This window comes from Arhodomonas sp. AD133 (assembly GCF_051195215.1).
Lineage (GTDB): Bacteria > Pseudomonadota > Gammaproteobacteria > Nitrococcales > Nitrococcaceae > Arhodomonas.
The window spans coordinates 69,909-96,090 of the sequence record NZ_JBNAZM010000004.1; the positions used below are offsets into that span (position 1 = coordinate 69,909).

The window sequence follows — 26,182 nt, forward strand, 5'->3', positions numbered from 1 at the left end:
GTTCCCTCCCTCACCACGAGTTCGGTGGTGTGAACGTCGAGCTCTCGGCCTCGACGCGAATGGCACGGAAGGTCACCCTCATGTTGGATAGCCACTGCGCTTCCGTTTTCGGGGGGCAGGGGTCGCCGCCGCAGATGCCGGTCTTGGGATCGGAGAAGCCCAGGCCTTCGGTCACGAACTGGGACCGGTCCATTTGCACGCCCTGGGATTCGGCGAACTCGATGACCGTATCCCGAACCGAAACCGCACGGCTGCGGCTCAGGTTACGTGCGGCCTGCCGGATGGAGCGCAGCGTGCTCAGGCTGGCGCCCTTTTTCTTCTTCTTGAGATAAGACAGGGGGTCGGCATGGCCCTCCACGGTGAAGATCGCGCCGCCATACTTCGACGCGGCTTCCACGATGGTCGTGAACTCCTCGCGGTATTCGGAGATCGGGAAGCTCGACTGGTTCGGTTTGAAATGGATCTCGAACGAGGCGATCGTCTTGCGGTCGAGCTGTCCCTGCTTGCGTTGCTCGCTGACCATCTTCGCGGCTTCGTTCTGGTCGAACGAGGGCAGCTCCACGCGGCGCTTGTCGAAGACACCCTCGGCCAGGGCCGCGTAGTCGTAGCCCGCCATCTCGATCTCGTGTGCACTGTCGAGCACGCCGAGCGGCACCAGGACGTTGGCGATGTCCGCGTTGACGTTGCGGAACGAGCGCGGGTGATCATCCCGGGCCCAGTCCACGTTGCCCTGCATGCCCGACGTCTCCACCGTCGACCACATCGTTTTCGCCGCCTCGGTGGCCGAGCTGTCGCCGAGCAGGTGCGTTGCCACCGCCTCCCAGTCGACGATCAGTTTCTTCACGTCCTCACGGGCCTGTTCCTCGGCACGGAACAGCGCGGAGACGAATCGCTTCACCTGTTCTGGGTTCGCTTCGAGGTAGTCCGAACGCACCGCGTAGACTTCCGAGACGGCCCGGTTGGCGGCTTGTGTCGAGAACAGGATCTCCGCACCCTTGACCGAACCTTCGGCGCCGGTCCCGGTTTCGCCGCCACTGGTGAGCACGTTGGCGTCGGGGCGGAAGACCAGCGCCGCATCGATGCCGTCGTCGCGGTAGAAGTGTCCGCCGGGCGTCGCATCCCCGAACCCGGTTTGCGCGTCGGTGTAAACGAGCGTCGGCTGCTGCCACGAGTCGCCGGCGTCGCTCACTTGCTTTTTCGCCGCGGCGAGAACGCTCGCGAGCAGGTCCGTCTGGGGCCCATGAGCTTCCAGCACGATCGTGGCTCCGGAGAGATCGGCGAGGTCGTCGATCCGGTCGCGGGCGACCAGCGCGTCAGCGCCCGTGGACCAACCGTGCTGATAGATCACCACCATCGCGGTGCGCTCATCGGCTTCGGTGACCGCTGCCGCCATCTGCAGCTGCGCCTGGGTGCCGCGCAGAACGGGGCTCTCGCAGCTCAGGTAGGCATCGAGTTGGCCGGCAAGATCGTTCTCGCGCCAGAGCTCGACGTCAAGGTCCTGCTGGTCGAAAGGGCTGCCGCCGTCGGTCTCGAGCGTGTAGCCGTTGCCGTAGAGCGGGACGAGGTCGACGCCGGAGCTGCGTAGCGGCACGCGCAACGTGTCGCTGGAACGGCACGCGCGCACGCTCGCGTCGACCTTATCGGCGAGCGGTTGCTCCGGCGCAGCGTGTACCGCGCTGATAGCGAGCGCCGCAGCCATGGCAAACGTGGTTCGCAAATGCATGGACGACTCCTGGGTGTGGAAACGGGTCAGGGGTTGAGCCGAACCTCGGCGCGACTCAGGCGGCGCTGGTAACCGCGTTCGCCTTCACCCCCGCGTTGCTCGAGCGGTTCGGCACCGCCCATGGAGTGCGTCTCCAGGCGGTCGGTGGCGATGCCGGCATCACGCAGCGTCTGTGCGACCGCTTCGGCGCGATCGAGCCCGAGAGCCTGGTTGGCTTCGGGGTCGCCACGGGTGCCCGTGTGGCCGATGACGACGGCGTCGTAAGCCGGCTGGCGGGCCATGATCGCGGCGATTTGGTCGACCTGGCGTTCGCCGGTTTCGGACAGGCTGGTGCCGCTGGCGAAATCCACCGTATAGCGGCGCGGATAATGGTCGCGCCCGGCATAGTCCAGACCGAGCGCGGCGACCACGGCGATGAGCACGAGGGCAAGCCCGAAATAGCGCTTCGGATTCATTGCGGTCGTTCGGCGTCAGATGTCGAGGCGTGCAGCCGCCGCCGCATCGCTGGTGCTTACGGTTTCGCGCGCCTCTTCGCGCTGCACCCGGTCGAGGCGTTCGCGTGCCTCGCCGATCTCGCCCTCAAGGGTTTCGACGGTCTGCTTCATGCTTGCCAGCGCCCGGGTCTTGTAGTCGGACATCTCGTCCATCGCGGCGTAGATGTTGGTGAAAGCGGCGCTTAGCTTGTCCATATCCAGGGTCGAGCCCGCGGCCTGCTCGTGGATCTGGGCCGATTGTTCCTTCATGAGCTCACTGGTGCCCTGGATCAGATCGCTCGTCGTCTGGTTCAGCGCCTGGATCTGCTCGAGCACGAGGCGCTGGTTGGTGAGAGCCTGGGCGACGATCGTCGCCGTGCGCAACGCCGAGATGGTGACACTGGTGGCCCGCTCTACACCCTTGATGAGCTCCAGATTGTTCTTCCGGATCATGTCCAGCGCCATGTAGCCCTGGATGGATACCGCGAGCTGGCTCTGCAGATCCTGGACCTTCTGGCGGGTGTAGAACAGCAGCTCTTCGCGCACGGCCTTGGCCTTCTGCGCGTTCTGGCTCTCGATCTCCGCGACCCGTTTCTCCAGCGCGGCATCGATCTGCCTGCCCAGGTAGACGTACTCCTCGAGCTTTTGCATGACCTCCCAGAGGTGGCGCTTCTCTTCCTCGATGGAGGCGTTGTCGCGTTGGAGCTCATCGCGCCCGTGGTACAGCGACTGGATGATGGCGTCGATATGGCTCTGAGCGGACTGGTATTCGCGGAAGTAGTCGCGCAGCTTGTTGCCCCAGGGAATGAATCCGAACAGCTTCTTGGGCTCGAAGAGGTTACCGCGTGTCGACGGGTCCAGCTCCTCGACGACACTGCGCAGCTCGAGCAAGGACTTGGAGACGTCGCTGTCACCCGAAAGCGCGCCCTGGTCCATCGCCTTGACCGGCTTGTCCAGCAGGCGGTTGGAGACGTTGGCCGCCTCGCGGATGTAATCGTTGCCCATCTGGTGGGCGCTCTGAACCGCTCCCTTGAAAGCGTCGCTCTCGGGTTCGGCGGCGACTATCGCGTCCACGAATTCGGTGGCGCGCTCGGCGAGCTCCTGCTGGCGCCCTTCGGCGACGGGCACCTTGTGCTCGGCCTCCTCCGGCGCGACCTTGGCCGGCGGTGCCGGCGGCTGGAGCGCGTCCCCGTCCCCCTGCCTGGCAGTGTCCGTCTCCGCGTCCATCGCTGTATCTCCCAGTCGGATATTATCCAGTCGGATATTATTATGTCAGTCCGCATCCGCGCGGATGCATGCGTTAGGGCAGCACAAGAATGCGGGGATCGGGTGCGTACTGCAACCGCGCGCGTCGCCTCCTCCAGGCCGCCCCCGCGGATGTGGCCTATCGACATCCTAATGAAGGTCGCTTCCGAGGCTCAAATGTGGTCGCCGATGGGACGCGATGCGACTTGGCAACCCCGACGACTCCGGGGAGTGGGTATCGTGCGCGTACTGCGATGTCCTGCCCGTCGACCTCATGGCCAATGCGTCGTTGATCAGGGGGAGTGGACGGTGCGGGCGACGTGCGGGCTTGCGTTGACGAGTACTCGTTGCCAAGCTCGCCCTCGCAACGGCGCGCCCATTGGGGGGGGGGGCGTGGGCCTCGCGCGGGAACGGTGTTGTCCGCGCGGACACTTGAATGTTGCTGCGTGTCGAGAAAGCGTAGCGATGGCGTGGCAGCGCGAACGCGTTCGGTGATGCAGGAAGTGGATACGATTACAGCTTCGCGAGCGCCTGGCTTGACGGGCAGCTCTGAGCAGGAACCGGGGCATGCGCCGGACCGGCGTCTTTCCATCGCGCCGATGATGGACTGGACCGACCGTCACGCGCGCTATCTGCTGCGTCTGATAAGCCGCCGGACGCTTCTGTATACCGAGATGGTGCCCGCGCAGGCACTGTGGCATGGCAAGGCCGAGCGCTTTCTGGCTTTTGATGCGGCGGAGCATCCGGTGGCGCTGCAGCTCGGCGGGTCCGATCCTGCACAGCTCGCCTACGGGGCCGAGCTGGGGGCGGCCTGGGGCTATGATGAGATCAATCTCAACTGCGGCTGCCCGAGTGATCGGGTGCAGTCGGGGCGTTTCGGCGCGTGCCTGATGGCGGAGCCGGCCCTGGTGGCGGAGCTGGTGGCTGCCATGCGCGGGGGGACGTCGCTGCCGGTGACCGTGAAGACGCGCATCGGCATCGACGATCTCGACGAGTACCGTCACCTGGCGCGTTTCGTGGAGACGGTGGCGGGGGCGGGCTGTCGGTCGTTCACTATCCACGCGCGTAAGGCCTGGCTGCACGGTCTCAGCCCCAAGGAGAACCGGGACATTCCGCCCCTGGATTATGAGCGCGTCGCAAGGCTGAAGGATGATTTCCCGGAGCTCGAGATCGTGCTCAACGGCGGCGTGAAGACGCTGGACGAGGCGGAAACGCTGTTGGAGCGCTTCGATGGCGTGATGATCGGCCGCGCGGGTTATCAGACGCCGTACCTCCTCGCTGAGGCGGATCGTCGCATTTTCGGGTTGTCCGCACCGGCGCCGGCACGGGAGGCGGTGGCCCGGCAGTACATGGATTACGTCGCCCGCGAGCTCGAGGCGGGCGTCCGGCTGTCCCGCATGAGCCGCCATCTGGTCGGGCTGTTTCAGGGGCTGCCGGGCGCGCGCGCCTGGCGTCGCCATTTGAGTGAGTACGGGCCGCGGCGTGATGCCGGCGTCGATGTCATCGCCGAGGCCCTCGAGCACGTTGCCGTCCCGGCGATGCCGGCGAGTGCCTGAAGGGCCGGTGACGTTGAGCGTCTAGCCCAACCGGAAGAAGCGCCGCGCGTTCGCCGTGGTGCGCTCTGCCAGGGCAGCAGGGTCCTCGCCGCGGAGCTCCGCCAGGCGCCTGGCGATGTGGGGCAGAAAAGCGGGCTCGTTGCGGCCGCCGGCCGGTTTCGGTTTGAGATCGCGTGGCGGCAGAAAGGGCGCGTCGGTTTCTATCAGTAGCCGCTCGGGGGGGATGTCCGCGATGCAGGCGCGCAGGGCGTCACCGCGGCGCTCGTCGCAGATCCAGCCAGTCACGCCGATATGGCAGTCGAGATCGAGCAGGGGCCAGAGAACTTCGCGGCCGTCGGTGAAACAGTGCACGACGGCATCGACCAGTGAATCCCGGTAGTCGGCGAGAATGGCGGTGAACCGCTCGGCGGCATCCCGCTGGTGGAGAAAGACCGGCAACCCGTGCTCGGCGGCGATCTCGAGCTGGGCGGCGAATGCGCGTTCCTGTGCCGGCCGCGGGGAGAAGTCGCGGTTGAAGTCGAGGCCGGTTTCGCCGATGGCGACCACCGCCCCGTGTCGCTGGAGCTCGCGCAGGTCGCCGTCGACCTCGGCGGACCAGTCCGCGGCATGGTGTGGATGGACTCCCGCAGTGCTGCTGCATCCCGAGGCGGCGCTCGCGTAATCGGCAGCGGCGCGAGACCCCGCCAGATCGACGCCGGTGAGTATCATGTGTACGACGCCGGCCTCGCGGGCGCGCTCGGCGACCGCCTCGCGGTCCTGCGCGAAGCGTCGATGGGTGAGGTTGACCCCGATGTCGACCAGCGGGCTTAGCGGTTCCATTCACGCCTCCGGTTGTCGATGATCGGGGCATGGTACGAAGGAAGCCGATACTGGGGAAGCCATGACACGCAGCGATATTGACTGGAACCGCCTGCCGATGGACTGGGTCGGTAACTGGTCGGGCCGACGTGCAGCACTCACGCCGGCGCGCGAGGCGCTCGTCGACGTGGTGGGCGGCCGGCGCTGGCGTTATGCGGAGCTGGACGCATGGGCGTGTCGCCTTGGCAACTGGCTGACCGATACCCTGGGTATCGCGCCCGGTGAACGTGTGGCGCTCATCGCCCGGAACGTGCCCGAGGCCGTGGCAGTGTATCTCGCCTGCGGCAAGCTCGGCGTGGTTCTCGTGCCGTTGAGTCACCGCCTCACCGCCGGCGACATCGCCGAGCTCACCGAGCGTAGCGGCGCTCGCGCGGTTCTTTTGGACCCGGCGCTCGGCGAGGCGCCGCTGGCGGGCCTATCCGCGGGTACCGCCGTGGTCCCGATGGACGCGGAGTGGGAAGCGCGGGTCGGGGGTGCCTCGGTAGCGGAGTGCAACCGGCCGCTTGCCCTGGAAGATCCGTTTCTCTACGTGCATACGGGCGGCAGCACCGGCACTCCCAAGCTCTGCGAAATTTCCCACCGACAGATGGTGTGGAACTCCGTGGAGCTGATCGCCTCCAGTGTCGACGGACTGGGCGCCCGGCGCGAGCTCGTGTTGTTCCCCCTCTACCACATCGGTGGCTGGAACACCGTGACGCCGGTTTTCCATGCCGGCGGGTGCGTCGTGCTGCTGCCGGCATTCGACCCTGCCGCCGTTCTGGCGGCGATAGCGGCCGAGTCGGTCAACCACTTCGGGGCGGTGGAGACCATGCTGCATGCTCTGAGCGCCCACGAGACGTTCGCGCAGAGCGACCTGAGCTCCCTTGCGGCCATCACGACAGCGGGAGCACCCTGTAGCGATGCGGCCATGGCGCCTTTCCGGGCGCGCGGTGTCGCCGTTGGCCAGTCCTACGGCCAGACCGAAGCCGGTCCGTCGAACTTCATCCACCTCGGCCGTGAGGACGACCCCGGGGCGCTCGAGCGGTTCTCCCAGAGCGTGGGAACGAGCTTCCTGCACTGTGACTACCGAATTGTCGGCGAATCGGGCTGCGCGTTGCCGGCGGGGGAGGTGGGTGAGCTGTGGTTGCGCAGCCCGCACGCCTTCGAAGGCTACGTCGGCGATCCCGAGCGGTCCCGGCAGGTTCTCGATGCCGACGGCTGGGTGCACACGGGGGATCTGGCGCGGGCCGATGAGGGTGGCCGCGTGTATATCGTCGGCCGCGTGGACAACATGTTCGTCAGTGGCGGTGAGAACATCGCGCCGGAGGAGATCGAGCGGGTGCTGCTGGCACATCCGCGCATTGCGCAGGTGGCGGTGTATGCGAGCCCGGATGCTCACTGGGGGACCGTGCCGGCGGCCGTGGTAGTGGCGTCCGCGGGGGCGTCTGCGCCGGATGCCGAGGCGCTCGATGCGTGGCTCGAGGGGCGGCTCGCCCGCTTCAAGCGCCCGAGACGTTACCATGTAGTCGATGAGCTGCCGCTGACAGGGGCGGGCAAAATCGATCGCGAAGCGCTGCGCCGGCGGCATGGCGGTGCAGCACCGGGATTCAGTGGAGCGAAGGAGACATGACACAGGCACGGGTTCTCATCGTTGCCGGTTCCGACTCCGGCGGCGGCGCCGGCATTCAGGCGGATATCAAGGCCGTGAGCGCCCTGAGCGGCTACGCGGCGACGGCGGTCACAGCGCTCACCGCCCAGAACACGCTGGGCGTGCAGGGCGTCTGGCCGGTACCCGCCGATTTCATAGCGGCGCAGATGCGCTCCGTGCTGGACGACATTGGTGCGGACTGTGTGAAGACCGGCATGCTGCACGATGCCGAGGTGATCGATACGGTCGCGGACGGGCTCGCGGCGGGGGCGCCGGATGCGCCCCTCGTCGTCGACCCGGTGATGATCGCCCAAAGCGGGGACCGGCTCCTGCAGGAGGATGCGGTGACTGCCTTGAAGCAACGGCTGCTGGCGCGGGCAACGGTGATCACGCCGAACCTGCCGGAGGCCGAAGTGTTGCTGGGCCGGGACATCGTCGGCGCGGCCGCGCAGGAGGCGGCGGCGGAGGCGCTGCTCGACATCGGTTGCCGGGCGGTGTTGCTCAAGGGCGGGCACGCCGCGGCCACCGATACAGTGACCGACATTCTGGCGACGCGGGATGAGGTGGTGCGCCTGGTCTATCCGCGTATCGACACACGCAACAGTCATGGGACCGGGTGCACGCTCGCTTCGGCGATTGCCACCGGCCTGGCCCAGGGGCTCGCGATGGATGCGGCGGTGCGGCGGGCACGTCGCTATCTGCAGCGCGCCCTGGAGACCGCGCGACCGCTGGGTGCCGGTCATGGGCCCGTGAACCATCAGCACACGGTCGCTCCTTTCGATGGAGGCGGAGCATGATCCGGCTCTCGGCAAAGAGCCGTTATGCGGTGAGCGCTTTGATGCACCTGGCCATTCACGGCGGCGAGGCGCCTGTCCGGCTGGCCGAGATTTCGGTGTGTCAGGGCATTTCGGTGTCGTATGTCGACCAGATCTTCACGAGGCTACGGGGTGCCGACCTGGTGCGCGGTGTGCCCGGGCCGCGGGGCGGTTACCGGCTCACACGCCCGGCCGCTGACATCAGCGTCGGCGAGGTCATTCGCGTGATGGAGGCGGGCCGGCGCGGCGAGCCACGGGGTGGCAGCGTATTGAGCCGGATCATCTGGCAGCGGCTCGGTGAGCGTCTGGATGCCTACGTGGACGGTCTGAGCCTTGCCGACTTCGTGCAACGGCCGCAGATCCGTGAGGCGATCTCGCGTCAGTACCAGGGCGGCCAGTGGCGGTGTGACGTCTGCGGCGCGCTTGCGCAGCGGCGCTCGCCCGGCGTGGGGGAGCTGCGTCCATGACCTATGTGGTCACGGAGGCCTGCATCCGCTGCAAGTATACGGATTGCGTCGAAGTCTGCCCGGTGGACTGCTTCCACGAGGGGCCGAACTTTCTCGTCATCGACCCGGAAGTCTGCATCGACTGCGCGTTGTGCGAGTTCGAGTGCCCGGTGGACGCGATCTACGCCGACGATCGACTGCCGGCGGGCCAGGAGCATTTCATCGATCTCAATGCCCGCCTGGCGCAGCGCTGGCCGGTGTTGAGCGAGCGCAAACCGGCGCCGCCCGATGCCGACGATTGGGCCGGGGTGAGTGAAAAACTGGATTATCTCGAGGACTGAGCCGCCGTGGCCTTGCCGTACCGGCGGACGACGTAATCCTCCACGATGTTCTTGAAATCCTCGGCGATGTGCTCGCCTTTCAACGTCACCGTTTTCTCGCCGTCTTCGTAGACCGGCGCGACCGGTTTCTCGCCGGTGCCCGGCAGGCTGATGCCGATGTTGGCCTGGCGGCTCTCGCCGGGGCCGTTGACGACACAGCCCATCACGGCGAGCGTCATGTTCTCTACGCCCGGATATTCCTTGCGCCATTGCGGCATGCGCTCGCGAACGTGGCGCTGAATCTGCTCGGCGAGTTCCTGGAAGAACGTGCTGGTGGTACGGCCACAGCCGGGGCAGGCGGTCACCAGCGGCGTGAATGCCCGCATGCCCATGGTCTGGAGCAGCTCCTGGGCGACCACGACTTCACGGGTCCTCGATTCCCCGGGTTCCGGGGTCAGGGAAATGCGGATCGTATCGCCAATGCCTTCCTGCAACAGCACCGCCAGCGCCGCCGACGAGGCGACGATACCCTTGGAGCCCATACCGGCCTCGGTGAGACCGAGGTGTAGTGGATAGTCGCAGCGGTCGGCGAGATCGCGATAGACCGTGATGAGGTCCTGGACCACGCTCATCTTGCACGAGAGGATGATGCGATCATGGGGCAGGCCGAGCTCCTCGGCCTTTTCCGCGCTCTCCAGCGCCGATCGCACCACCGCCGACTTCATCACCCGGGCAGGGTCCGCCGGCTCCGGCAACCGCGCGTTGTCGTCCATCATGCGCGCGAGCAGCTCCTGGTCGAGGCTGCCCCAGTTGACCCCGATGCGAACCGGCTTGTCCAGATCCCGCGCGATGTCGATCATGGTCGCGAACTGGGGGTCCCGGCGCTTGCCCTTGCCCACGTTGCCCGGGTTGATCCGGAATTTCGCTAGCGCTGCCGCACAGTCGGGGTAGCGGCTGAGCAGCTTGTGCCCGTTGAAGTGGAAATCCCCGACCAGGGGCACGGCGACGCCCATGTCGTCCAGTCGCCGGCGGATGGCGGGCACCGTCGCGGCAGCTTCCTCGGAGTTGACCGTGATGCGCACCAGCTCCGAACCGGCGCGGGCGAGATCGGCAACCTGGACCGCGGTGGCGACCTCATCGGCGGTGTCGGTGTTGGTCATCGACTGGACGACCACCGGGGCGGGGCCGCCGACGGTGACGCCGCCGACATTCACGGGTACGCTCTGGCGGCGGTTTTCCGGATGATCGGGCATAAGGGATCGCGCTGATGGAATGTTCGCTTGAGGAGTGCCCATGATAAAGCATTCTGCCGCCACGGGCAGAGGCCGAACGATGAACATGACGCTGCTGGCGGCCATGGCCATGCTGATCGGCGGCTGTGCGGGCCTGCCGTTGCAAATGAGCGACGCTGCCGCGGTGAAAGCGCGTGCCAACGGCGCGTACCAGAGCGAACGCTGGGGCGCGGCGGCCCGTGACTATCGTCGATACGTTGAAAGTGTCCCTTCCGACCCGCATGCATGGTATCGACTCGGCAATGCCGAGGCACGCCTGGGAGAGTTGCGGGCGGCCGAGGCGGCGTACTACGCCGCGCTGGAGGCGGATCCGGAGCTCGCCCGGGCCCGTCACAACCTGGGATTGGTGCAGATTCGCCTTGCCTGGCGGGCACTCGCCGGCGCCCGTCGGGATCTGCCTGCCGATGATCGCGCCGGGCGCGAGACGCGGCGGCTTCTGACTTGTCTCCGGGAGTTGTTCATGGCCGGTCCGGATGCCGAGGGAGAGTGCCCGGCGCCGGACCCGACCGAGGGAGCGTTATGATTGACGTCTACAGCTGGGCGACGCCCAACGGGCACAAAGTGCATATCGCGCTCGAGGAGCTCGGGCTCGACTATCGTGTGCACGGTGTCAACATCGGCAAGGGGGAGCAGTTCGACCCGGAGTTCCTCGCCATCAGCCCCAACAACAAGATTCCCGCGATCATCGACCGGGACGGCCCGGGTGGTGAGTCCATTAGCCTGTTCGAGTCCGGCGCGATTCTGTTCTATCTCGCCGAGAAGACGGGACGGTTGATGCCGGCGGACGGTGCGGCGCGCTATCGCGTCATGGAGTGGCTGATGTTCCAGATGGGCGGGCTCGGCCCGTTGCTCGGGCAGGCCCATCACTTCCGCAAGTATGCGCCGGAGCGCATCGACTACGCCTACGAGCGGTACACCCGGGAAGCGAGTCGGCTCTACGCGGTGCTGGATCGACACCTCGCCGATCATGCCTATCTCGCCGGCGACGAGTACAGCATCGCGGATATCGCGGCGTTCCCCTGGATCCGTTCGCACGAGAGCCAGGGCCAGGACCTCGCCGACTATCCCAAGCTCAAGGCGTGGTTCGAGCGCATCGCCGATCGCCCCGCCGTGCAGCGAGGGGTCGAGGTGCTCGCTGCACAGCGCCAGGAAGGTTTCGACGAAGAGGCCCGGCGGCTGTTGTTCGGCAGCGGTCAGTACACGCGGCACGGGTAAGCGGCCCCGCCGCGGCCCCGAGCTGCGGGGCGTCGACCGGAAAGGGGGCGAATCAAGGCGACTCCGGGCGAAGGCCCGCCTCCATGAAGTCGAGCACCGTTTCGATGGCCGCCTCGTCGGGGAGGCGGCCTTCCCAGCTCGCGTAACGCATGCCGAAGAAGTACGCCATGCCGATCAGTGCCCAGGCGAGGGCACGGGGGTCACCGGCGCGTACTTCGCCCCGGCCTTGTGCGTCGGCGATGCGGCGTTCGTAGCCGCGCAGCAGGGTGTCGTAGTAGTCGCGGTGCACGGCCCGGTCGACGAACTGCGACTGCATGACGATGCGGTAGAGGTTGCGGTGCTCCAGGGCGAAACGCAGGAAGCGGCGGAACCCGGCACGTTCGGCCTCGATGCGGTTGTTGCAGTGAGCAGTGGCCTCGCTTTGCGCCCGCCGCATCTCGCGGCTCATATGGGCCACGAGGGCGCGCAGGATTTCCTCCTTCGATTCGAAGTAGATATAGAACGTGCCCTGGGCGACGCCCGCCCGGCGCGTGATGTTGCTGATGGAAGCGCTGTAGAAGCCGTTCTCGCCGAACTCCTCCTCGGCGGCCGACAGGAGCTTCTGGCGGGTTCGCTCGCCCCGCGCGGTAGCGGGCGTGACGGTCTTGGCCACTGCCTAACCCTCATCGTCGACGTTTGAATGTTTCGCTGCCCGCACCACCGCGCGGGCCCACCCCACGAGGCCATTCTGGCGGTCTTTCCATGGCGACGTCCACTGGCCGCTTTTCCCGGTGATGCCTGACGCTTGCTCCTTGTCACGGGTCACTTGCGGTCTCCCAGCCGGACGCCGGGTACAATGGGCCCCTCCATTCCGCTGCAAGGACGAGACACGGCCCATGTCACAGCACCCTGTCGATCGCCTGATCGCAATCATGGCCGCGCTACGCGCGCCCGAGGGCGGTTGCCCGTGGGATCTGGAGCAGAACTGGCGCAGTATCGTGCCACATACCATCGAAGAGGCGTACGAGGTGGCCGATGCCATCGAGCGGTCGGATTACGACCATCTTCGTGACGAGCTCGGCGATCTGCTCTTCCAGGTCGTCTATTACGCCCAGTTCGGCAGCGAAGAGGGCCGCTTCGATTTCCATGACGTCGCACAGGCTATCGCCGACAAGATCGTGCGGCGGCATCCGCACGTCTTCGGCGATGCCGAGGAGCGGGACGCGGAGAGCCAGACCCACGCCTGGGAGGCGATCAAGGCGGAGGAGCGGGCGGAACGCGCAGAGGCGGGCGAGCGTCCGGTCAGCGTGCTCGACGACGTCCCGCGTACCCTGCCGGGATTGACCCGTAGCGTGAAGCTGCAGAAACGCGCTGCGCGGGTGGGGTTCGACTGGCCCGATGCCGCACCGGTTGTCGAAAAGATACGCGAGGAACTTGCCGAGCTCGAGGAGGCAATGGCCGACCGGGATCGAGCCGGGGAGGCGGAAGAGTACGGCGATCTTCTGTTTGCCTGCGCCAATCTGGGCCGGCATCTCGGTGTCGATCCGGAACAGGCGCTGCGCGATGCCAATGCGAAGTTTGAACGCCGCTTTCGCGGCCTCGAGGCGGTCCTCACGGACGCCGGTCAGCGGCCCGAGGAGTGCGATTTCGACACCCTCGAGGCCGCATACCAGCGGGCCAAGACCGGCGACCGCGGGCGCCACGATTGAACACGGACACGCCCCGGCGGGATGTCCGGGCCGCATCCATGTCGTCCCGCGTCAGAAACGGTCGTGGTTGTAGACGTAATCGCCGCCGGGCGCCGCCTGATGGCAGGCGATGCAACCCTGGTCCGCGCCCTTGGCCACGCGCCCGGCCAGTGGCATGCCCTTGGGATTCGTGGCCGGGCTGCCGTCGGGCTGGTACTTGACCCAGAACCAGTCGGCATTGTCCGCATCGTAGCCGTCGCGACGGTACATGACGGTGACGGACTGCAACCACTCTCCGGGTTCGTTGGCGACTGCCGTCTTGCTCACGCCCTCACCGCCGTAGTTGCGTTTGATGATGAGCTCGCCGGTATTGTCGTCGAGGGTGAAGGTGGTATCGATGGTATCCAGTACGGCACCGTGAGGGTGTTGTCCCTCGTAGGGTGTGGACATTAGCGCTTCCTCGCCCACGAGCCCCTGTTCCGCCATGGCCTCCCAGAGCTGCTGCGAGTACGCCACGTCGGCGTCGGTGCCGAAGGACTGGTCGGCCGTCATGGCTGTCATCGGTAGTGCGGCGGCGGTGACGAGTGCGATTCGAAGTAGTCTCACACGCATGGTCTTGGCCTCCTATTGCGGGTCATCGATCGTCGTTGACGCATCGCTGCTGCGACGCAGGGCATGAAGACGCTGAGCTCGTGCATGCAGCAGAACCCTTCCGTCGGCGGTAACCGGGGAGGCTGCGGGGGCCGGGAGGCGGTGATGCGCGACCAATCGACCCGTGGGCAGCGCGAACGCCTTCACACGGTTTCCGATCGCCAGCCAGACCAGCTCCCGATGAACGGTGAGGTGCTCGGCCCCGGGGAGGTTGTGCCGCCACAAGCGCTTGCCGGTATCGGCATCGAGGGCAAGGACGCTGCCGTCGATTAGGCGCACGACCAGCGTTCCGGTCTCTGCGGCCCATTCCGCTGCCACGGTATCGGCGTCGTAGGCCCACAAGAACTCGCCGCTGACGGCGTCGAGGGCACGCAACGTCCCGTCATACGTGGCAATCAGGGCGGAGGTGGGCGTCAGGGCGAGGGGGGCGCCCACCGGTTCCTGGGGCAGGGGGCGCGTCCAACGCAGTGTCCCCTCGCGGGCATCCAGCGCCCAGGCGGTCCGGTTGCGTCCGACGCTCACCAGCGTTTCCCCAAGGCGAGCGGGCGTGTATATCCATTCCGCGGCGAGGCTACGCCGCCAACACGGCTCACCGGTGGCGGTGGCCACACACCAGAGCGTGCCGTTGTGGGTACCGAACCAGGCGCGACCGGCATGGGTGATGGGGGGGAATGCGCGCTCGCCGCCATGGCGCCATCGCAAGGCGCCAGTGTCGGGATCGAGGGCCGCTACGCCGCGGCTGCCTGCCGCGAGCAGCGGGGTGCCGGGGGTGAGCGCCAGCACCTGTTCGCCGCGCAGCGCCTGCCACAGGTGGTGGCCATCCTTGCTCCAGCACACGACACCTGAAGCGACTGCGCAGGTGCTGCCGTCGGGTTGCGTCATCGCTCGCCGTGGTGCGGCCAAGGCGGTTTCAGCAAGCGTGAAACTCGCCAGGAGCACTACGACCAGGGTCATCAGGTGCCAGGGTGTCTGCACCATCTCGCCTCCCGCGCCGCATGTACTTTCACCCTAGTCGGCGCGTGGAGTGACCGCCCATAAGGAGGTTTACTTAGGGCGGCGATGTGGACAGTGCGTGGCTACTCGATCAGGAAAACGTGTACGCTGCGTGGCCCGTGGGCCCCCAGTTCGATGGTCTGCTCCACGTCACCGGTGCGTGAAGGGCCGGTGATGAAGTTCACCGCGCGCGGCAGCGTACCCCGGCTTTGCAGAAGCTTCCACGCGTCTTCCATGTAGGGCACGACATCGCGGGCATAAAGCACGGCGAAGTGGTGCTCGGGGAGGAAGTTGAAGCTGGTGGGGCTTGCCGGGCTGCCGGCAAAGACGAGCGTGCCGGTTTCGGCGACGCCGGCGTGTGCCACCGTGACCGTTGCAGTGGCGTGTCGCGCGCCGTCGATGTCGGTGGCAACGTCGAGCCCCTCGGGCCAGGTCAGGGCGTCGAGAATCTCGTGCCTGCCAACGCGCACGCTGGCCCGGGTGTCGGTACCAAGGTATCCGGCCACGGCCGTGGGAATGGACGCCGGGCTCTCGAGGCGTTGCCAGGTGCCGGCAGCGCTTTCCAGGTGTGTGAGAAAGCGCCCGGTATCGGTGTCGTCCCAGACCGGTCTCGGCGCCGCCGTCGCCATCATGGCGGCGCGTTCGCGCTCGATGCGCTCGGGGTCTTCGGCGGTTTCGCGGCCGAGTGCCTGGCGGATGGTGGCGAGCATGTGTCCCGTCCGGTCAGTCATGTCCGTGTCTCCGTTGCCGTTGCCAGGCCGCCTGGAAGGTGGTTCCCGTTGGCAGAGGCAGATCCCGGCTTCCCGTCCAGCCACCGGCCATGGGGAGGCTGCGGGCGGAGCCGCGGCGGCCGCCGAGCAGGCGGATCGCACGCGCGCCCAGTCTGGAGAGCGGATGATAGAGGCCGGGGTGACGGGCGACCCAGCCCCAGGCGCGCAGCGCCCAGCGGCTGGTGCGGCTGCCGAGATGAGCGTCGAACTGCCAGTCCCGCAATCGGCGAATGAGGTCCGGCAGCGGTATTCGTACGGGGCAGACACTGCCGCAACGGCCATTGAGGGTGCACGCGTTGGGTAGGTCCACGGTGCTGTCGAGACCCCGGAACATCGGGGTCAGGACCTGGCCCATCGGGCCGGGGTAGACCCACCCGTAAGTGTGCCCCCCGACGGCAGAGTAAACGGGGCAGTGGTTCATGCAGGCGCCGCAGCGGATGCACCGCAGCATGGGCCGGAATTCGTTGCCCAGCATGCTCGTGCGGCCGTTGTCCAGCAGCACCACGTGGTACTCCTCGGGGCCGTCGGGCTCGTCGGCGCTGCGCGGGCCCGTGAGGAACGTGGTATAGGCGCTGATCTCCTGACCGGTCGCGCTGCGCGCGAGAAGGCGCAGCATCACCGACGCTTCGTCCATACCGGGGACGAGCTTCTCGATGCCGGCGATGACGATGTGCACCCGCGGCAGGGCGGTGCCGAGATCGGCGTTGCCCTCGTTGGTCACCAGGGTCACGCTGCCGGTGTCGGCGACCAGGAAGTTGGCGCCGCTGATGCCCACGTCGGCACCGAGGAACTTCTCGCGCAACACGCGGCGTGCTTCGGCGACGAGCTCCGGCGCCGGCCGCAGCGGCCCGTCGATGCGCCCGTGGTGGTGCTCGTCGAACAGCCGGGTGATGTCTTCGCGGGTCTTGTGCACGGCCGGCGCGATGATGTGGCTGGGCGGTTCCTTGGCGAGCTGGATGATGTATTCGCCGAGGTCGCTTTCCACGACCTCGAGCTCTCGTTCGAGCGCCTCGTTGAGCTCGATTTCCTCGCCGGCCATCGACTTCGCCTTGATAACTTGCCGCGCCCCGGCATCCCGGCAGATACCGAGAATGGTCTCGCGGGCGCTGGCCGCGTCGCCGGCGAAATGCACCTGACCGCCACGCTCTTCCACCGCGCTGGTGAAGCGGGCGAGGTAATGGTCCAGGTGGGCAAGGGTATGGTCCTTGATCTCCTGGCCGCGGGTGCGCAGGGCCTCGAAATCCGGAAACCCGGAGACGGCCTGGGCGCGTTTGCCGACGAAGCCGCCCTTGGCCTTGGCGAGCGCGCGGCGCAGGTTGTCGTCGGCGAGGGCCTGGCGGGCATTGGCCTTGAACGTGTGGGTGCGGGCTTCCATGACTCAGCCCTCCTCGCCGATCGCGGGCCCGTCGGTCATGCCGGCGAGCACTTCGGCGGCATGGTAGGCGCGTACCGGCACGCCGCGCCGGCGCAGGCGACCGGCGATGTTCATCAGGCAACCGAGATCACCGGCGAGCACGGTATCCGCCCCGCTGTCGGCGATGCGGTCGCTCTTGTCGTCCACCAGTCGTTGGGAGATGTCGGGGTATTTCACGCAGAAGGTGCCGCCGAAACCGCAGCACACGTCGGTATCCTCCATCTCGGTCAGCTTCAGCCCCTCGACGCTGCCGAGCAGCGCGCGCGGCTGGCTGCGTACCCCGAGCTGGCGCAGGCCGGAGCAGCTGTCGTGATAGGTGACAGTGTGCTTGAACTCCGCGCTCACCGCTCCCATGCCTCTTACATCGACGAGAAAGGCGAACAGCTCCCAGCTGCGTGCGGCGAGCCGTTCGGCGTCCCCGCGCAGCGGTTCGTCGGCATCGAACAGGTCGGGATACTTGCGGATCTGGCCCAGGCAGGAGCCAGACGGCGCGACCAGGTAGTCGCAGTCGCGGAAGGCATCGATGGTCTGTCGTGCCAGCCCACGGGCATCGTCGAGGTCGCCGTTGTTGTAGGCTGGCTGACCGCAGCACGTCTGGCCCTTTGGGACTTCGACCGAACAGCCGGCTTGCTCGAGCAGGCGCACGCTGGCGAAGCCCACGTTGGGGCGGAAGAGGTCGACCAGACAGGTCGCGAACAGTCCGACGCGGGGGCGGTCACTGGCTTTGGTATCGGTCATTGACTGGCCGTCTCCGCATTCAGGCGATTGGTCTGACCAATGTAAACCGGGTCGCAAACGGACTCAACCGGCGGCCTCGGTGAACCACGGGGAGGAACGACTGATGAGTCTCACAGCGAAGCATTGCACCCCTTGCCAGGGCGGTACGCCCCCGATGGGCCGCGAGGACGCGGAGCAGCATCGCCAGCAGGTGCCGGAGTGGCACATAGCCGAGGAACCCATGCGCCTCGAGCGGTCCTACAGGTTCAAGAACTTCCGCAAGGCTCTGGATTTCGTCAACCGGGTGGGCGAGCTGGCCGAGGAAGAGGGCCATCACCCGGAGATTCACTTCGGTTGGGGACACGTGGAGGTCGAGGTGTGGACCCACAAGATCAATGGGCTCCACGAGAACGACTTCATTCTGGCTGCGAAGATCGATCAGCTCGTATAGCGTGCGTCGACCGGGGTTCGCTGTATTCCGGGAATGCGGCGACTCTGGGGGGCGACAACGCCTTTCCGATTCCGGATGCCCGGGGGCGCCGGGTTCAGACGTCGCCCTCGCGCTGCCACGTCCCCGAACGCCCGCCGCTTTTGAAGCTCAGCCCCACGCCCTCGATCGTCATGCCGCGGTCGAGGGCTTTGCACATGTCGTAGACGGTCAGCAAAGCGGCTTGAACGGCGTTCAGCGCTTCCATCTCGACGCCGGTGCGGTCGCGGGTTTCGGTGCGTACCGTGCAATGCACGCAAGCCGCGTCTTCGTCCGGCTCCAGGTGCACCTCGACGTGGGTGAGGGGAATCGGGTGGCACAGCGGTACCACCTCGGCCGTTCGCTTGGCGGCCATGATGCCGGCAATCCGCGCCGTCGCCAGTGCATCGCCTTTCTTCAGGTCGCCGGCAGCGAGTGTGCGCAGGGTCCCGACGGACATGTGAATGCGGCCCGTGGCGACGGCGATGCGGTGGGTCGCCTGTTTGTCCCCCACGTCCACGACATGGGCCTCGCCGCGCTCGTTGATGTGCGTCAGATCGCTCATTGATTCCCGTACTGGTGCGTACCTGAGCCGGTCGCGGGTCTCGCCACCTCTGCTGCAGGACGCTACCCCGGCGTCACAGCAATGACAAGCGGATATACTCCCCACCGGGTTTGCATAGGAGCATAGTCGATGGCCGATGAACGATTGCGCCGAGGCGAGCGGATTCGTCGCGAAGTGCTCGGCGATGAGCATGTGGACCGGTCCCTCGCCCGGGCGAGCGATTTCGACCGGGAATTCCAGGCGTTCGTCACCCGCACCGCCTGGGGGGATGTCTGGGGGCGCCCAGGTCTCGAACGCTCGACGCGGAGCCTGCTCAACATCGCGATGCTGGCGGCACTCGGGCGCATGGACGAGTTCCGGGTGCACGTGCGCGGCGCGCTCAACAATGGTTGCAGCGCCGAGCAGATCCGCGAGGCGCTCATTCAGGTGGCGGTGTACGCGGGCATGCCGGCGGCGATGGAGGGTTTTCGACACGCCCGCAGTGTGCTCGCGGATATGGAAGACCAGGGAGGCGGCGACGGCGGTGATGGCGGGGAGGTGCGGTGATTCTGCGAATCCTCGAGATCGTCGTACCGGTATTCGGTCTGGTACTGATCGGTTATGTCTATGGGCGCATTCGCCCGGCGGACATGTCCACCGCCAACCGCCTGAACGTCAATCTGTTCACACCGGCACTGATCTTCTTCGTACTCTCGGAGCGCATGAGCGGTGATCTCGCTCTGGGCGGTGCCGCGCTGGGTGCGGCGGCCATCATCCTCGGCTCGGGGCCGCTGGCGTGGCTTGTCGTGCGACGAACCGGGTGGGACACGCGTACCGTGGTACCGCCGGCGATGTTCAACAATTCCGGCAACTTCGGTCTGCCTCTGGCGGTATTCGCCTTCGGCGAATCGGCGCTGCCTATCGCGGTGGTGATGTTCGTGGTGGAGAACTCACTGCACTTCACCGTCGGCCTGTGGCTGCTCACCCGCCGCGTAGACCTGCGAGAGCTTCTCGGTAACCCCATGGTCATCGCCACGGCGCTGGGGCTCGCTGCCATGGTGTTGGACTGGCATGCGCCGGCGATCGTACTGCCGGGGATCGAAATGCTCGGCAATGTGGCAATTCCGTTGATGCTGGTGGCACTCGGAATCCGCCTGACCGAGGTGGATCTCGGCCAATGGAAAGTGGGCGTGGCCGGTGGGCTGCTGGCGCCATTGACGGGGCTGGCCATTGCCGTGCCCTGGGTGCTGGTGGTGCAGCCGCCCCAGCCGGTGGCGGGGCTGCTGCTGATCTATGGCGCGCTGCCGCCGGCGGTGCTCAACTATATCCTCGCCGAGCACTATCACCAGGAACCCCACGTGGTCGCGCCCATCGTGGCGATCGGCAACGCCCTGTCACTGGTGATAATTCCCGCGGTGCTGTTTTTTGCGCTGTGACGCAGCGGGTGACCCGACCGGGTCACCCGCCGGCCGCTACTCGAAGAGCTCCGGGATGGCGGCTATCTCGTCCAGCGATTCCGGGTTGGCCAGCGCTTCCCGGTTCTCGACCTTGTCGCCGCGCAGGATCTTGGTGACCGCCAGTTCCACCTTCTTGCCACTACGGGTATAGGGGATCTGATCGACGGCCACGATCTTCGCCGGCATGTGGCGTGGGCTCGCGCCCTCGCGCACGCGCTGGCGGATCTTGCGCTTGAGCTCGTCGGTGAGGGTTTCGTCCTCGTTCATGACCACCAGCAGCACGACACGGACGTCGCCTTCCCAGGGCTGGCCGATGACGAGGCTGTCGGCGATTTCCCCAATGGTCTCGACCTGGCGGTAGATCTCGGCGGTGCCGATGCGCACGCCACCGGGGTTGAGCGTCGCGTCGGAACGGCCGTGGATGACGCAACCACCGGTGTCGCTGAAGCTGATGAAGTCACCATGCGCCCAGACACCGGGAAAGGTGTCGAAGTAGGCCGCCTTGTAGCGGGCGTTGTCCGGATCGTTCCAGAACATCACGGGCATTGATGGGGCGGGTTGTGTGCACACGAGCTCGCCGCGCTCGTTGATCACCGGCTCGCCCTCATCGTTGAACGCTTTGACGTCCATGCCGAGCATGGCGCACTGAATCTCGCCGCGGCGAACCGGCACGATGGGGCAGGCGCCGACGAAGCAGGAAACGATGTCCGTGCCGCCGGAAATCGACCCCAGGAGCACCTCGCGCTTGATGTGGTCATAGACGTAGTCGTAATCCTCCGGCAACAGCGGTGATCCGGTGGAGAAGATGACGCGCAGCGCCGAGAGGTCGTGCTCCTCGCCGGGCTTGAGCCCCTTGTTACGGCAGCCGCCGATGAACTTGGCGCTGGTGCCGAAGTGGGTGACACCTTCGCGCTCGGCCATGTCCCAGAGCACATCGAGGCTCGGATAACCGGGGGAGCCGTCGAAGAGCACGATCTCGGCACCGGTGACCAGGCCCGAGGCGAGCCAGTTCCACATCATCCAGCCGGTGGTGGTGAAGTAGAAGAATGTGTCGTCGCGCTTGATATCGCCGTGGAGCATGAGCTCCTTGCTGTGCTGGATGAGCGTGCCGCCGGCCCCGTGGACGATGCACTTGGGCACCCCTGTCGTGCCAGAGGAGTAGAGGATGTACAGCGGGTGATCGAACGGCAGCTGCTCGAATTGCGCCTCGGCACCGCGGCCGTCGGCGAGCGCCGCGTCCCATGAGACGATTCCGTCGCTGTCGGGGATCGGCTCTTCGGGCAGGTTGGAGATCATGATCACGCAGCGGATCGACGGCATGCGCTGCTGAAGATCCTCGACCTGCGCCAAGCGCGAGAACGTCTTGCCGTTGTAGCCGTAGCCGTTGACGGCGATCAACACCTTGGGCTCGATCTGGCCGAAGCGGTCTTGGATGCCGTTGGCACCGAAGTCCGGGGACGCCGACGACCAGATGGCGCCGATACCGGCGGTGGCGAGCATGGCGATGACGGTCTCGGCGGTATTGGCGACCACGCCGGCGACGCGATCACCGGGGCCGACGCCCTGCTCGCGCAGGAAACGCTGCAACGCCGCGACTTCCTCGAGCAGCTCGCCGTAGGTGAGTTGCTGGCGCGGCCGTGTCTCGGAGACCTCGGTAATGGCTACCTTGTTGCGGTCGCCATGCAGGGCTTCGCGCAGCAGGTTCTCGGTGAAATTGAGCTTCGCGCCGGGGAACCACTCGGCCCCGGGCATTTCGCGTCGGCCGAGAACGCGTTCATAGGGCTCAGAGGCGATGATACCGGTGTATTCCCAGATGGTGGCCCAGAATGTCTCCAGGTTCTCCACGGACCAGCGGTGCAGGGCGGCGTAGTCGCGAAAATGGCCGTACCCCTTTTCCTCCAGCCAGCGCATGTATTGCGCCATGTTGCTGCGGTGGAGTTCATAGTCGGACGGCTCGCGGACGATTGGGAATTCGGCGCTCATGAGGTTTCGAGTCCTTGTTGGCCTGCGGATTGCCGAGGACCGGTCAGCCTGCCGGTTCGCGCGATCATGCCGATACGTGTCGGCAACGCGCGAGGCGGCACATACAGGAAGCCAGGCTCTCCTCCAAAGCGTATGGCTGTCTCCGGTCGCGAGTAAGTTAGTGTTGCACCGCCACAGCGTCAAGCAGCACTCTTTACGTATTCGTAAAGGGGCGAAGTTGCGCTGCAGCATCGGTTGCCTGCCATAATGCCCGGGTACGCACGCGGCCAAGGGCAGCTGGCGCAGCGGTAACCGACCTTCCCGGAGCTGCCGTGATGTCTCGGGTCGGCCGAGCGGCTATCGCCGCCCCCGCACGAGAGCGTTACCGCGATGTTCGGGCAGGCTGACGCATTGCCTGGTCTCTGGGAAGATTAGTTAAACCACGAGGGAGGGGTGAGCCCATGACACTAGACAGCAAGGCAGCGGTGGTCACCGGCTCGACGAGCGGTATCGGCCGGGCGGTAGCCGAGGCGCTGGCAGCGGCCGGCGCGAGCGTGATCATCAACGGCATCGAATCTCGCGAGGACGGCGATCGCATCGCCGCGGAAATCGCTGACGCCCACGCCACCGACGTGCGCTTCGAGCCGGCGGACATGAGCCGGCCGGATGAGGTGGAGGCATTGGTCAACGCTTGCGTGGACGCGCACGGCCGAATCGATGTGCTGGTCAACAATGCGGGCATCCAGCACACCGCGCTCACCGAGGAGTTCCCACGGGAGAAATGGGACGCGATTCTCGCGATCAATCTCTCCTCGGCCTTCCACGCAGCGCACGCGGCGCTGCCGCACATGAAGCACCAGGGCTGGGGGCGCATTATCAACACGGCATCCGCGCACGGGCTGGTCGCCTCGGTGCAGAAAGCGGCGTATGTTTCCGCGAAGCACGGACTGGTGGGGCTCACCAAGGTGATCGCGCTGGAGAACGCGGACCAGGGCGTTACCTGTAATGCGATCTGTCCGGGGTGGGTGGAGACGCCGCTTATCCAGCAGCAGATTCAAAAGATCGCCGACGATCAGGGCCTGTCCATCGAGGATGCGAAGGTGGAGCTCGTGCGCCACAAGCAACCGTCCAGGCAATTCGTCCAGCCTGAGCAGATCGGCGCCCTTGCGGTATTCCTGTGCACGGACGCGGCTTCGCAGATCACTGGAACGGCCCTGCCGGTGGACGGCGGCTGGACGGCTCAGTAAGAGAGCGGGGTGCTGGCGCCGCACGCATAGAAAGGCATCAGGACGGCAAGGTCACCGGGGAGCTGCCAAGGCGGGAGGTGTTCCGGGCGGCTCGTCGTGACGGGGAATTCGCGGCTTGGTGGATGTTGGCGATCCGTGTGTCATGTGCTTCGGCGGCTTGCCGGCAGTCACAACCGGCGTGCGAGGGCCTCGCGAAAGCGCAGCAGCCGGGCGCTGTTCCTGCCGAAGTCGACCTTCCCAACGCGCGAGGCCGAGTACACGTGGACCAGTGTCCCACCATCGTCGAGCGTCTCCACACGAATGCGGACGTCGTCCTTGAACGCCAGCAGTGGCGTGCTGGCGACTGCATGAATGGTGAAATCGCCGGGGTTCTCGGCACTGACCTGCCAGTCCATTGCGCTGACGGTCGCGCGAACGGCCTGATAGACCTGCTCCGGCGGGCGGCGTGCCTGAAGCGGTTCGCGTTCGGGCCAGGCCGAGGCCTGCTCCGTGGCGGCTTCGTTCTCGGTGAGATAATAGTGCACTCGCGTGAACAACCCCGGACTGGCGGTCAGCGGAGCCCCCGAGTAGAAGATCGCAACCAGCGGCGCAAGCACGATCAGAACGATGAGCAGTAGCAGAAGACGCTTCACGGGATCCCTCTCCAGCGTGTGTCTGTGACGTGGCCTTCCCCGCCGGGACGGTTACCAGTCCACCACTTCGCCATGGCGGAACAGTCGGCCGGTGGGGGCGTCGTCGCCCAACTGGGCGAGCTCGACGACTCGGCCGGCAGCCTCTGCCGGTGAGGCGCTGGCCTGTGCGCCGCCCATGCGGGTTCGCACCCATCCCGGGTCCACGGCATTGACCAGGATGTTCTCTCCATCGGTTTCAGCGGCCAGCAACCGCGTGATGACATTGAGGCCCGCCTTGGAAAACCGGTAAGCCGGAAACCCCCGCCCCATTCGCGAAAACTGCGCGTAGCCGGAGGTGAGGTTGACGATGCGGCCATAGCCGTGCCGGCGCATCAGCGGCACCAGCGTCTGGGCGAGGTGAAGGGGGCCGTAGGCATTGACGGCGAGATGCTGTTCGAGCACCGCGTCTTCCACCTCCAGGACACTGGGCGTCGGCGCGCCGTCGCGTCCGGTGTGCTCGGGGAAGATGCCGGCGTTGTTGATCAGCACGTCGGCACGACCGAATCCGTTCTCGAGGAAGTCGGCCAGCCGCCGGATGCTCTCCGGCCGGGTCACATCCAGCGGCTGGTAGGCGACCTCGAGCCCCTCGCTTTGCAGCTTGTCGGCGGCGGCCTTGCCGAGGAGACCGTCGCGGCTGGTGAGTATCGGCTTGATACCGGCGCGTGCCAGCTGGCGGCAGGTCTCGAAGCCGATGCCGCGATTGGCTCCGGTGACGACGGCGATGCGCTGGGGCTCGATCATGGCGGTGGTTCAGTCGCGGTCCTTCAGGTAATAACTCTCGACGACCTGGAGCGCGTCGTCCAGCTCGTAGACCAGGGGCTCGCCCGTGGGGATTTCCACACTCGTGATGTCCTCGTCGGAAACTCCGTCGAGATGCTTGATCAGCGCCCGCAGGCTGTTGCCGTGAGCGGCGATGAGCACCGTCTCCGCGGTCTTCAGGGTAGGCGCGACCTCGGCGTCCCAGTATGGCAGAACGCGCTGCAGTGTCGTCGCGAGCGATTCCGTGGCCGGTAGCTCGGCGGCAGCGAGGCGCGCGTAGCGCGGGTCAAAACGTGGGTGGCGCGGGTCGTCGTCATCGAGCTCCGGTGGCGGCGTCGCGTAGCTGCGCCGCCACACGTGCACCTGCTCGTCACCGTATTCCTCGGCGGTCTCCGCCTTGTTGAGGCCGGTGAGGGCGCCGTAATGGCGCTCGTTGAGCCGCCAGTCCTTGAACACGGGAATCCACATCTGATCGAGCTCGTCGAGTGCGATCCAGCCGGTGCGGATCGCCCGCTTGAGCACGGACGTGAACATGCAATCGAACTGAAATCCGTGGCGTGCCAGCATGCGGCCCGCGGCTCCGGCCTCCTCACGCCCGCGGTCGCTCAGGTCGACATCCTTCCAGCCGGTGAAGCGGTTCTCCAGGTTCCATACGCTCTGACCGTGACGCAGGAGCACGAGTTTTTTCATTGGCTGTACCTCTAGGGCCTAAATCCGCGTAGTCATGGTGGCGAGCGCGCCAGTGTAGCAAAGCTGGCCGCCGGCTCATGGAACCGCTGCGTAGTCGCCTTCCAGCGTCGCTGCCGGGGCATCGGCATCCGGCAGGTGCACGGTAAGCCGAGCGCGCATGCGGCGACCGCCGGCGAGGCGCTGGTGAAGGCGTCCGGCCAGCGTCGGCGGAACCGTGAGACATGCGCGAAGCTCCGTCTCGTAGGGCCGGTGATAGCGCATGCGTCCTTCGGCGAGCAGCAGCTCCGGTTCGAGCCCGCAGCCGCGTGAGAACGCGTAGAGCCAGCCCCAGCCGGCGAGCGCGGCGAGGCTGTAGAGGCTGCCCGCGAACCCGGTGCCGGCATGGTTGTGGTTGGCGTCGAGCGGAGCGGTCAGGACGATGCCCGCGCCGGTGAGCTCGGCGACGCGCACCTCCATGGCGCGTGCCGGGGGAATGAGACGGTGCAGCGCCGCTGCCAGGGTCTCGGCATCCATGGACTGGTTCACCGGGCCTCCCTTGTCGGTTTGCCGTCCGCGACGGGCGAGTCCCATCGTGAGCGGCGACTCTGATTCCGATCGTCACGGT

At 66.5% G+C, this 26,182-nt stretch carries 29 protein-coding genes; 12 read left to right on the plus strand and 17 right to left on the minus strand.

Annotation, left to right across the window (positions count from 1 at the left end; genetic code table 11):
• Positions 1-10 precede the first annotated feature (10 nt).
• From ACPEES_RS03870 to ACPEES_RS03880, 3 genes are read right to left on the minus strand one after another with little or no spacing between them, the layout of a single operon-like run.
• Positions 11-1,723 (minus strand): hypothetical protein, encoded by a 1,713-nt coding sequence (locus ACPEES_RS03870; RefSeq protein WP_435101223.1) that lies wholly within the window; start codon positions 1,721-1,723, stop codon positions 11-13.
• Positions 1,724-1,749: 26 nt separating this feature from the next.
• Entirely contained in the window at positions 1,750-2,178 is a 429-nt protein-coding gene (locus ACPEES_RS03875) for an OmpA family protein (RefSeq protein ID WP_435101225.1), read from the minus strand.
• 15 nt (positions 2,179-2,193) lie between these two features.
• A complete protein-coding gene (locus ACPEES_RS03880; protein ID WP_435101227.1) occupies positions 2,194-3,423 on the minus strand; it encodes a toxic anion resistance protein in 1,230 nt (409 codons plus the stop codon).
• Positions 3,424-3,977: 554 nt separating this feature from the next.
• Between ACPEES_RS03880 and dusA the strand changes: the two genes are divergently transcribed.
• A complete protein-coding gene (gene dusA / locus ACPEES_RS03885; RefSeq protein ID WP_435101229.1) occupies positions 3,978-4,997 on the plus strand; it encodes a tRNA dihydrouridine(20/20a) synthase DusA in 1,020 nt (339 codons plus the stop codon).
• A 21-nt stretch (positions 4,998-5,018) separates the two neighbouring features.
• Here dusA and ACPEES_RS03890 read toward each other — a convergent pair whose 3' ends face one another.
• A complete protein-coding gene (locus ACPEES_RS03890; RefSeq protein ID WP_435101231.1) occupies positions 5,019-5,816 on the minus strand; it encodes a TatD family hydrolase in 798 nt (265 codons plus the stop codon).
• 61 nt (positions 5,817-5,877) lie between these two features.
• Between ACPEES_RS03890 and ACPEES_RS03895 the strand changes: the two genes are divergently transcribed.
• Genes ACPEES_RS03895 through fdxA form a run of 4 tightly spaced genes read left to right on the plus strand, consistent with a single transcriptional unit; the run spans position 5,878 to position 9,084 of the window.
• Positions 5,878-7,464 carry a class I adenylate-forming enzyme family protein gene (locus ACPEES_RS03895; RefSeq protein ID WP_435101233.1) on the plus strand — a complete coding sequence of 529 codons (1,587 nt, stop codon included), beginning with the start codon at positions 5,878-5,880 and terminating at the stop codon, positions 7,462-7,464.
• Complete coding sequence (gene thiD / locus ACPEES_RS03900; protein WP_435101235.1) at positions 7,461-8,279, plus strand: bifunctional hydroxymethylpyrimidine kinase/phosphomethylpyrimidine kinase; 819 nt, start codon at positions 7,461-7,463, stop codon at positions 8,277-8,279. The genes ACPEES_RS03895 and thiD overlap by 4 nt, the downstream gene beginning before the upstream one ends.
• Positions 8,276-8,764: an RrF2 family transcriptional regulator gene (locus ACPEES_RS03905; RefSeq protein WP_435101237.1), complete on the plus strand. Its 489-nt coding sequence runs from the start codon at positions 8,276-8,278 to the stop codon at positions 8,762-8,764. The genes thiD and ACPEES_RS03905 overlap by 4 nt, the downstream gene beginning before the upstream one ends.
• Positions 8,761-9,084: a ferredoxin FdxA gene (gene fdxA / locus ACPEES_RS03910; RefSeq protein ID WP_435101239.1), complete on the plus strand. Its 324-nt coding sequence runs from the start codon at positions 8,761-8,763 to the stop codon at positions 9,082-9,084. The genes ACPEES_RS03905 and fdxA overlap by 4 nt, the downstream gene beginning before the upstream one ends.
• Here fdxA and ispG read toward each other — a convergent pair.
• Positions 9,069-10,316, minus strand: a complete 1,248-nt coding sequence (ispG, locus tag ACPEES_RS03915) for a flavodoxin-dependent (E)-4-hydroxy-3-methylbut-2-enyl-diphosphate synthase (protein WP_435101241.1) — start codon at positions 10,314-10,316, stop codon at positions 9,069-9,071. The genes fdxA and ispG overlap by 16 nt on opposite strands.
• A gap of 40 nt (positions 10,317-10,356) precedes the next feature.
• Between ispG and ACPEES_RS03920 the strand changes: the two genes are divergently transcribed.
• Both ACPEES_RS03920 and ACPEES_RS03925 read left to right on the plus strand, forming a co-directional pair.
• Positions 10,357-10,878 carry a tetratricopeptide repeat protein gene (locus ACPEES_RS03920; RefSeq protein ID WP_435101243.1) on the plus strand — a complete coding sequence of 174 codons (522 nt, stop codon included), beginning with the start codon at positions 10,357-10,359 and terminating at the stop codon, positions 10,876-10,878.
• Complete coding sequence (locus tag ACPEES_RS03925) at positions 10,875-11,570, plus strand: glutathione S-transferase family protein (RefSeq protein WP_435101245.1); 696 nt, start codon at positions 10,875-10,877, stop codon at positions 11,568-11,570. Before ACPEES_RS03920 ends, ACPEES_RS03925 begins: the two co-directional genes overlap by 4 nt.
• 52 nt (positions 11,571-11,622) lie before the next feature.
• Here ACPEES_RS03925 and ACPEES_RS03930 read toward each other — a convergent pair whose 3' ends face one another.
• Complete coding sequence (locus ACPEES_RS03930) at positions 11,623-12,222, minus strand: TetR/AcrR family transcriptional regulator (protein ID WP_435101247.1); 600 nt, start codon at positions 12,220-12,222, stop codon at positions 11,623-11,625.
• 223 nt (positions 12,223-12,445) lie between these two features.
• On the opposite strand from ACPEES_RS03930, the gene mazG reads away from it, so the two are divergent.
• Complete coding sequence (gene mazG, locus ACPEES_RS03935) at positions 12,446-13,258, plus strand: nucleoside triphosphate pyrophosphohydrolase (RefSeq protein WP_435101249.1); 813 nt, start codon at positions 12,446-12,448, stop codon at positions 13,256-13,258.
• A 51-nt stretch (positions 13,259-13,309) separates the two neighbouring features.
• Here the strand turns inward: mazG and ACPEES_RS03940 are convergent, their stop codons facing one another.
• The 5 genes from ACPEES_RS03940 to ACPEES_RS03960 form a co-directional block, all read right to left on the minus strand.
• A complete protein-coding gene (locus tag ACPEES_RS03940; RefSeq protein ID WP_435101251.1) occupies positions 13,310-13,849 on the minus strand; it encodes a cytochrome P460 family protein in 540 nt (179 codons plus the stop codon).
• A gap of 12 nt (positions 13,850-13,861) precedes the next feature.
• Complete coding sequence (locus tag ACPEES_RS03945; RefSeq protein WP_435101252.1) at positions 13,862-14,866, minus strand: PQQ-binding-like beta-propeller repeat protein; 1,005 nt, start codon at positions 14,864-14,866, stop codon at positions 13,862-13,864.
• Positions 14,867-14,964: 98 nt separating this feature from the next.
• The gene (locus ACPEES_RS03950; protein ID WP_435101254.1) at positions 14,965-15,612 is read right to left on the minus strand and encodes a LutC/YkgG family protein; all 648 of its coding nucleotides are present in this window, start codon (positions 15,610-15,612) and stop codon (positions 14,965-14,967) included.
• Entirely contained in the window at positions 15,605-17,026 is a 1,422-nt protein-coding gene (locus tag ACPEES_RS03955; protein WP_435101256.1) for a LutB/LldF family L-lactate oxidation iron-sulfur protein, read from the minus strand. Before ACPEES_RS03955 ends, ACPEES_RS03950 begins: the two co-directional genes overlap by 8 nt.
• Positions 17,027-17,029: 3 nt before the next feature.
• The gene (locus ACPEES_RS03960) at positions 17,030-17,803 is read right to left on the minus strand and encodes a (Fe-S)-binding protein (protein WP_435101258.1); all 774 of its coding nucleotides are present in this window, start codon (positions 17,801-17,803) and stop codon (positions 17,030-17,032) included.
• A 103-nt stretch (positions 17,804-17,906) separates the two neighbouring features.
• On the opposite strand from ACPEES_RS03960, the gene ACPEES_RS03965 reads away from it, so the two are divergent.
• Positions 17,907-18,233, plus strand: a complete 327-nt coding sequence (locus ACPEES_RS03965; protein ID WP_435101260.1) for a 4a-hydroxytetrahydrobiopterin dehydratase — start codon at positions 17,907-17,909, stop codon at positions 18,231-18,233.
• Between the two features lie 94 nt (positions 18,234-18,327).
• On the opposite strand, the gene moaC is transcribed toward ACPEES_RS03965, so the two are convergent.
• Entirely contained in the window at positions 18,328-18,813 is a 486-nt protein-coding gene (gene moaC, locus ACPEES_RS03970) for a cyclic pyranopterin monophosphate synthase MoaC (protein ID WP_435101262.1), read from the minus strand.
• 129 nt (positions 18,814-18,942) lie between these two features.
• Here moaC and pcaC point away from each other — a divergent pair, with 129 nt between their 5' ends.
• Positions 18,943-19,359 (plus strand): 4-carboxymuconolactone decarboxylase, encoded by a 417-nt coding sequence (gene pcaC, locus ACPEES_RS03975; RefSeq protein WP_435101264.1) that lies wholly within the window; start codon positions 18,943-18,945, stop codon positions 19,357-19,359.
• Entirely contained in the window at positions 19,356-20,228 is an 873-nt protein-coding gene (locus ACPEES_RS03980; RefSeq protein ID WP_435101266.1) for an AEC family transporter, read from the plus strand. The genes pcaC and ACPEES_RS03980 overlap by 4 nt, the downstream gene beginning before the upstream one ends.
• 36 nt (positions 20,229-20,264) lie before the next feature.
• Here the strand turns inward: ACPEES_RS03980 and ACPEES_RS03985 are convergent, their stop codons facing one another.
• Positions 20,265-22,232, minus strand: a complete 1,968-nt coding sequence (locus tag ACPEES_RS03985) for an acetoacetate--CoA ligase (protein WP_435101268.1) — start codon at positions 22,230-22,232, stop codon at positions 20,265-20,267.
• A 440-nt stretch (positions 22,233-22,672) separates the two neighbouring features.
• Here ACPEES_RS03985 and ACPEES_RS03990 point away from each other — a divergent pair, with 440 nt between their 5' ends.
• Positions 22,673-23,458 carry a 3-hydroxybutyrate dehydrogenase gene (locus ACPEES_RS03990; RefSeq protein ID WP_435101270.1) on the plus strand — a complete coding sequence of 262 codons (786 nt, stop codon included), beginning with the start codon at positions 22,673-22,675 and terminating at the stop codon, positions 23,456-23,458.
• A gap of 167 nt (positions 23,459-23,625) precedes the next feature.
• Here the strand turns inward: ACPEES_RS03990 and ACPEES_RS03995 are convergent, their stop codons facing one another.
• From ACPEES_RS03995 to ACPEES_RS04010, 4 genes are all read right to left on the minus strand, one after another.
• Positions 23,626-24,090 carry a DUF1499 domain-containing protein gene (locus ACPEES_RS03995; RefSeq protein WP_435101272.1) on the minus strand — a complete coding sequence of 155 codons (465 nt, stop codon included), beginning with the start codon at positions 24,088-24,090 and terminating at the stop codon, positions 23,626-23,628.
• Positions 24,091-24,141: 51 nt separating this feature from the next.
• Positions 24,142-24,870 carry an SDR family NAD(P)-dependent oxidoreductase gene (locus tag ACPEES_RS04000; protein WP_435101274.1) on the minus strand — a complete coding sequence of 243 codons (729 nt, stop codon included), beginning with the start codon at positions 24,868-24,870 and terminating at the stop codon, positions 24,142-24,144.
• A 9-nt stretch (positions 24,871-24,879) separates the two neighbouring features.
• On the minus strand, positions 24,880-25,578 hold the full coding sequence (gene gpmA, locus ACPEES_RS04005; protein ID WP_435101276.1) for a 2,3-diphosphoglycerate-dependent phosphoglycerate mutase: 699 nt from the start codon (positions 25,576-25,578) through the stop codon (positions 24,880-24,882).
• A gap of 75 nt (positions 25,579-25,653) precedes the next feature.
• Positions 25,654-26,103 (minus strand): YiiD C-terminal domain-containing protein, encoded by a 450-nt coding sequence (locus tag ACPEES_RS04010; protein ID WP_435101278.1) that lies wholly within the window; start codon positions 26,101-26,103, stop codon positions 25,654-25,656.
• Positions 26,104-26,182 lie beyond the last annotated feature (79 nt).

What these genes read in the sequence shown, in the direction of transcription:
- ACPEES_RS03870 (WP_435101223.1), bottom strand. Translation starts at nt 1,723, where the DNA reads ATGCATTTGCGAACCACGTTTGCCATGGCTGCGGCGCTCGCTATCAGC.
- ACPEES_RS03875 (WP_435101225.1), bottom strand. Translation starts at nt 2,178, where the DNA reads ATGAATCCGAAGCGCTATTTCGGGCTTGCCCTCGTGCTCATCGCCGTG.
- ACPEES_RS03880 (WP_435101227.1), bottom strand. Translation starts at nt 3,423, where the DNA reads ATGGACGCGGAGACGGACACTGCCAGGCAGGGGGACGGGGACGCGCTC.
- ACPEES_RS03890 (WP_435101231.1), bottom strand. Translation starts at nt 5,816, where the DNA reads ATGGAACCGCTAAGCCCGCTGGTCGACATCGGGGTCAACCTCACCCAT.
- ACPEES_RS03895 (WP_435101233.1), top strand. Translation starts at nt 5,878, where the DNA reads ATGACACGCAGCGATATTGACTGGAACCGCCTGCCGATGGACTGGGTC.
- thiD (WP_435101235.1), top strand. Translation starts at nt 7,461, where the DNA reads ATGACACAGGCACGGGTTCTCATCGTTGCCGGTTCCGACTCCGGCGGC.
- ACPEES_RS03905 (WP_435101237.1), top strand. Translation starts at nt 8,276, where the DNA reads ATGATCCGGCTCTCGGCAAAGAGCCGTTATGCGGTGAGCGCTTTGATG.
- fdxA (WP_435101239.1), top strand. Translation starts at nt 8,761, where the DNA reads ATGACCTATGTGGTCACGGAGGCCTGCATCCGCTGCAAGTATACGGAT.
- ispG (WP_435101241.1), bottom strand. Translation starts at nt 10,316, where the DNA reads ATGCCCGATCATCCGGAAAACCGCCGCCAGAGCGTACCCGTGAATGTC.
- ACPEES_RS03920 (WP_435101243.1), top strand. Translation starts at nt 10,357, where the DNA reads ATGATAAAGCATTCTGCCGCCACGGGCAGAGGCCGAACGATGAACATG.
- ACPEES_RS03925 (WP_435101245.1), top strand. Translation starts at nt 10,875, where the DNA reads ATGATTGACGTCTACAGCTGGGCGACGCCCAACGGGCACAAAGTGCAT.
- mazG (WP_435101249.1), top strand. Translation starts at nt 12,446, where the DNA reads ATGTCACAGCACCCTGTCGATCGCCTGATCGCAATCATGGCCGCGCTA.
- ACPEES_RS03940 (WP_435101251.1), bottom strand. Translation starts at nt 13,849, where the DNA reads ATGCGTGTGAGACTACTTCGAATCGCACTCGTCACCGCCGCCGCACTA.
- ACPEES_RS03945 (WP_435101252.1), bottom strand. Translation starts at nt 14,866, where the DNA reads ATGGTGCAGACACCCTGGCACCTGATGACCCTGGTCGTAGTGCTCCTG.
- ACPEES_RS03950 (WP_435101254.1), bottom strand. Translation starts at nt 15,612, where the DNA reads ATGACTGACCGGACGGGACACATGCTCGCCACCATCCGCCAGGCACTC.
- ACPEES_RS03955 (WP_435101256.1), bottom strand. Translation starts at nt 17,026, where the DNA reads ATGGAAGCCCGCACCCACACGTTCAAGGCCAATGCCCGCCAGGCCCTC.
- ACPEES_RS03960 (WP_435101258.1), bottom strand. Translation starts at nt 17,803, where the DNA reads ATGACCGATACCAAAGCCAGTGACCGCCCCCGCGTCGGACTGTTCGCG.
- ACPEES_RS03965 (WP_435101260.1), top strand. Translation starts at nt 17,907, where the DNA reads ATGAGTCTCACAGCGAAGCATTGCACCCCTTGCCAGGGCGGTACGCCC.
- moaC (WP_435101262.1), bottom strand. Translation starts at nt 18,813, where the DNA reads ATGAGCGATCTGACGCACATCAACGAGCGCGGCGAGGCCCATGTCGTG.
- pcaC (WP_435101264.1), top strand. Translation starts at nt 18,943, where the DNA reads ATGGCCGATGAACGATTGCGCCGAGGCGAGCGGATTCGTCGCGAAGTG.
- ACPEES_RS03985 (WP_435101268.1), bottom strand. Translation starts at nt 22,232, where the DNA reads ATGAGCGCCGAATTCCCAATCGTCCGCGAGCCGTCCGACTATGAACTC.
- ACPEES_RS03990 (WP_435101270.1), top strand. Translation starts at nt 22,673, where the DNA reads ATGACACTAGACAGCAAGGCAGCGGTGGTCACCGGCTCGACGAGCGGT.
- ACPEES_RS04000 (WP_435101274.1), bottom strand. Translation starts at nt 24,870, where the DNA reads ATGATCGAGCCCCAGCGCATCGCCGTCGTCACCGGAGCCAATCGCGGC.
- gpmA (WP_435101276.1), bottom strand. Translation starts at nt 25,578, where the DNA reads ATGAAAAAACTCGTGCTCCTGCGTCACGGTCAGAGCGTATGGAACCTG.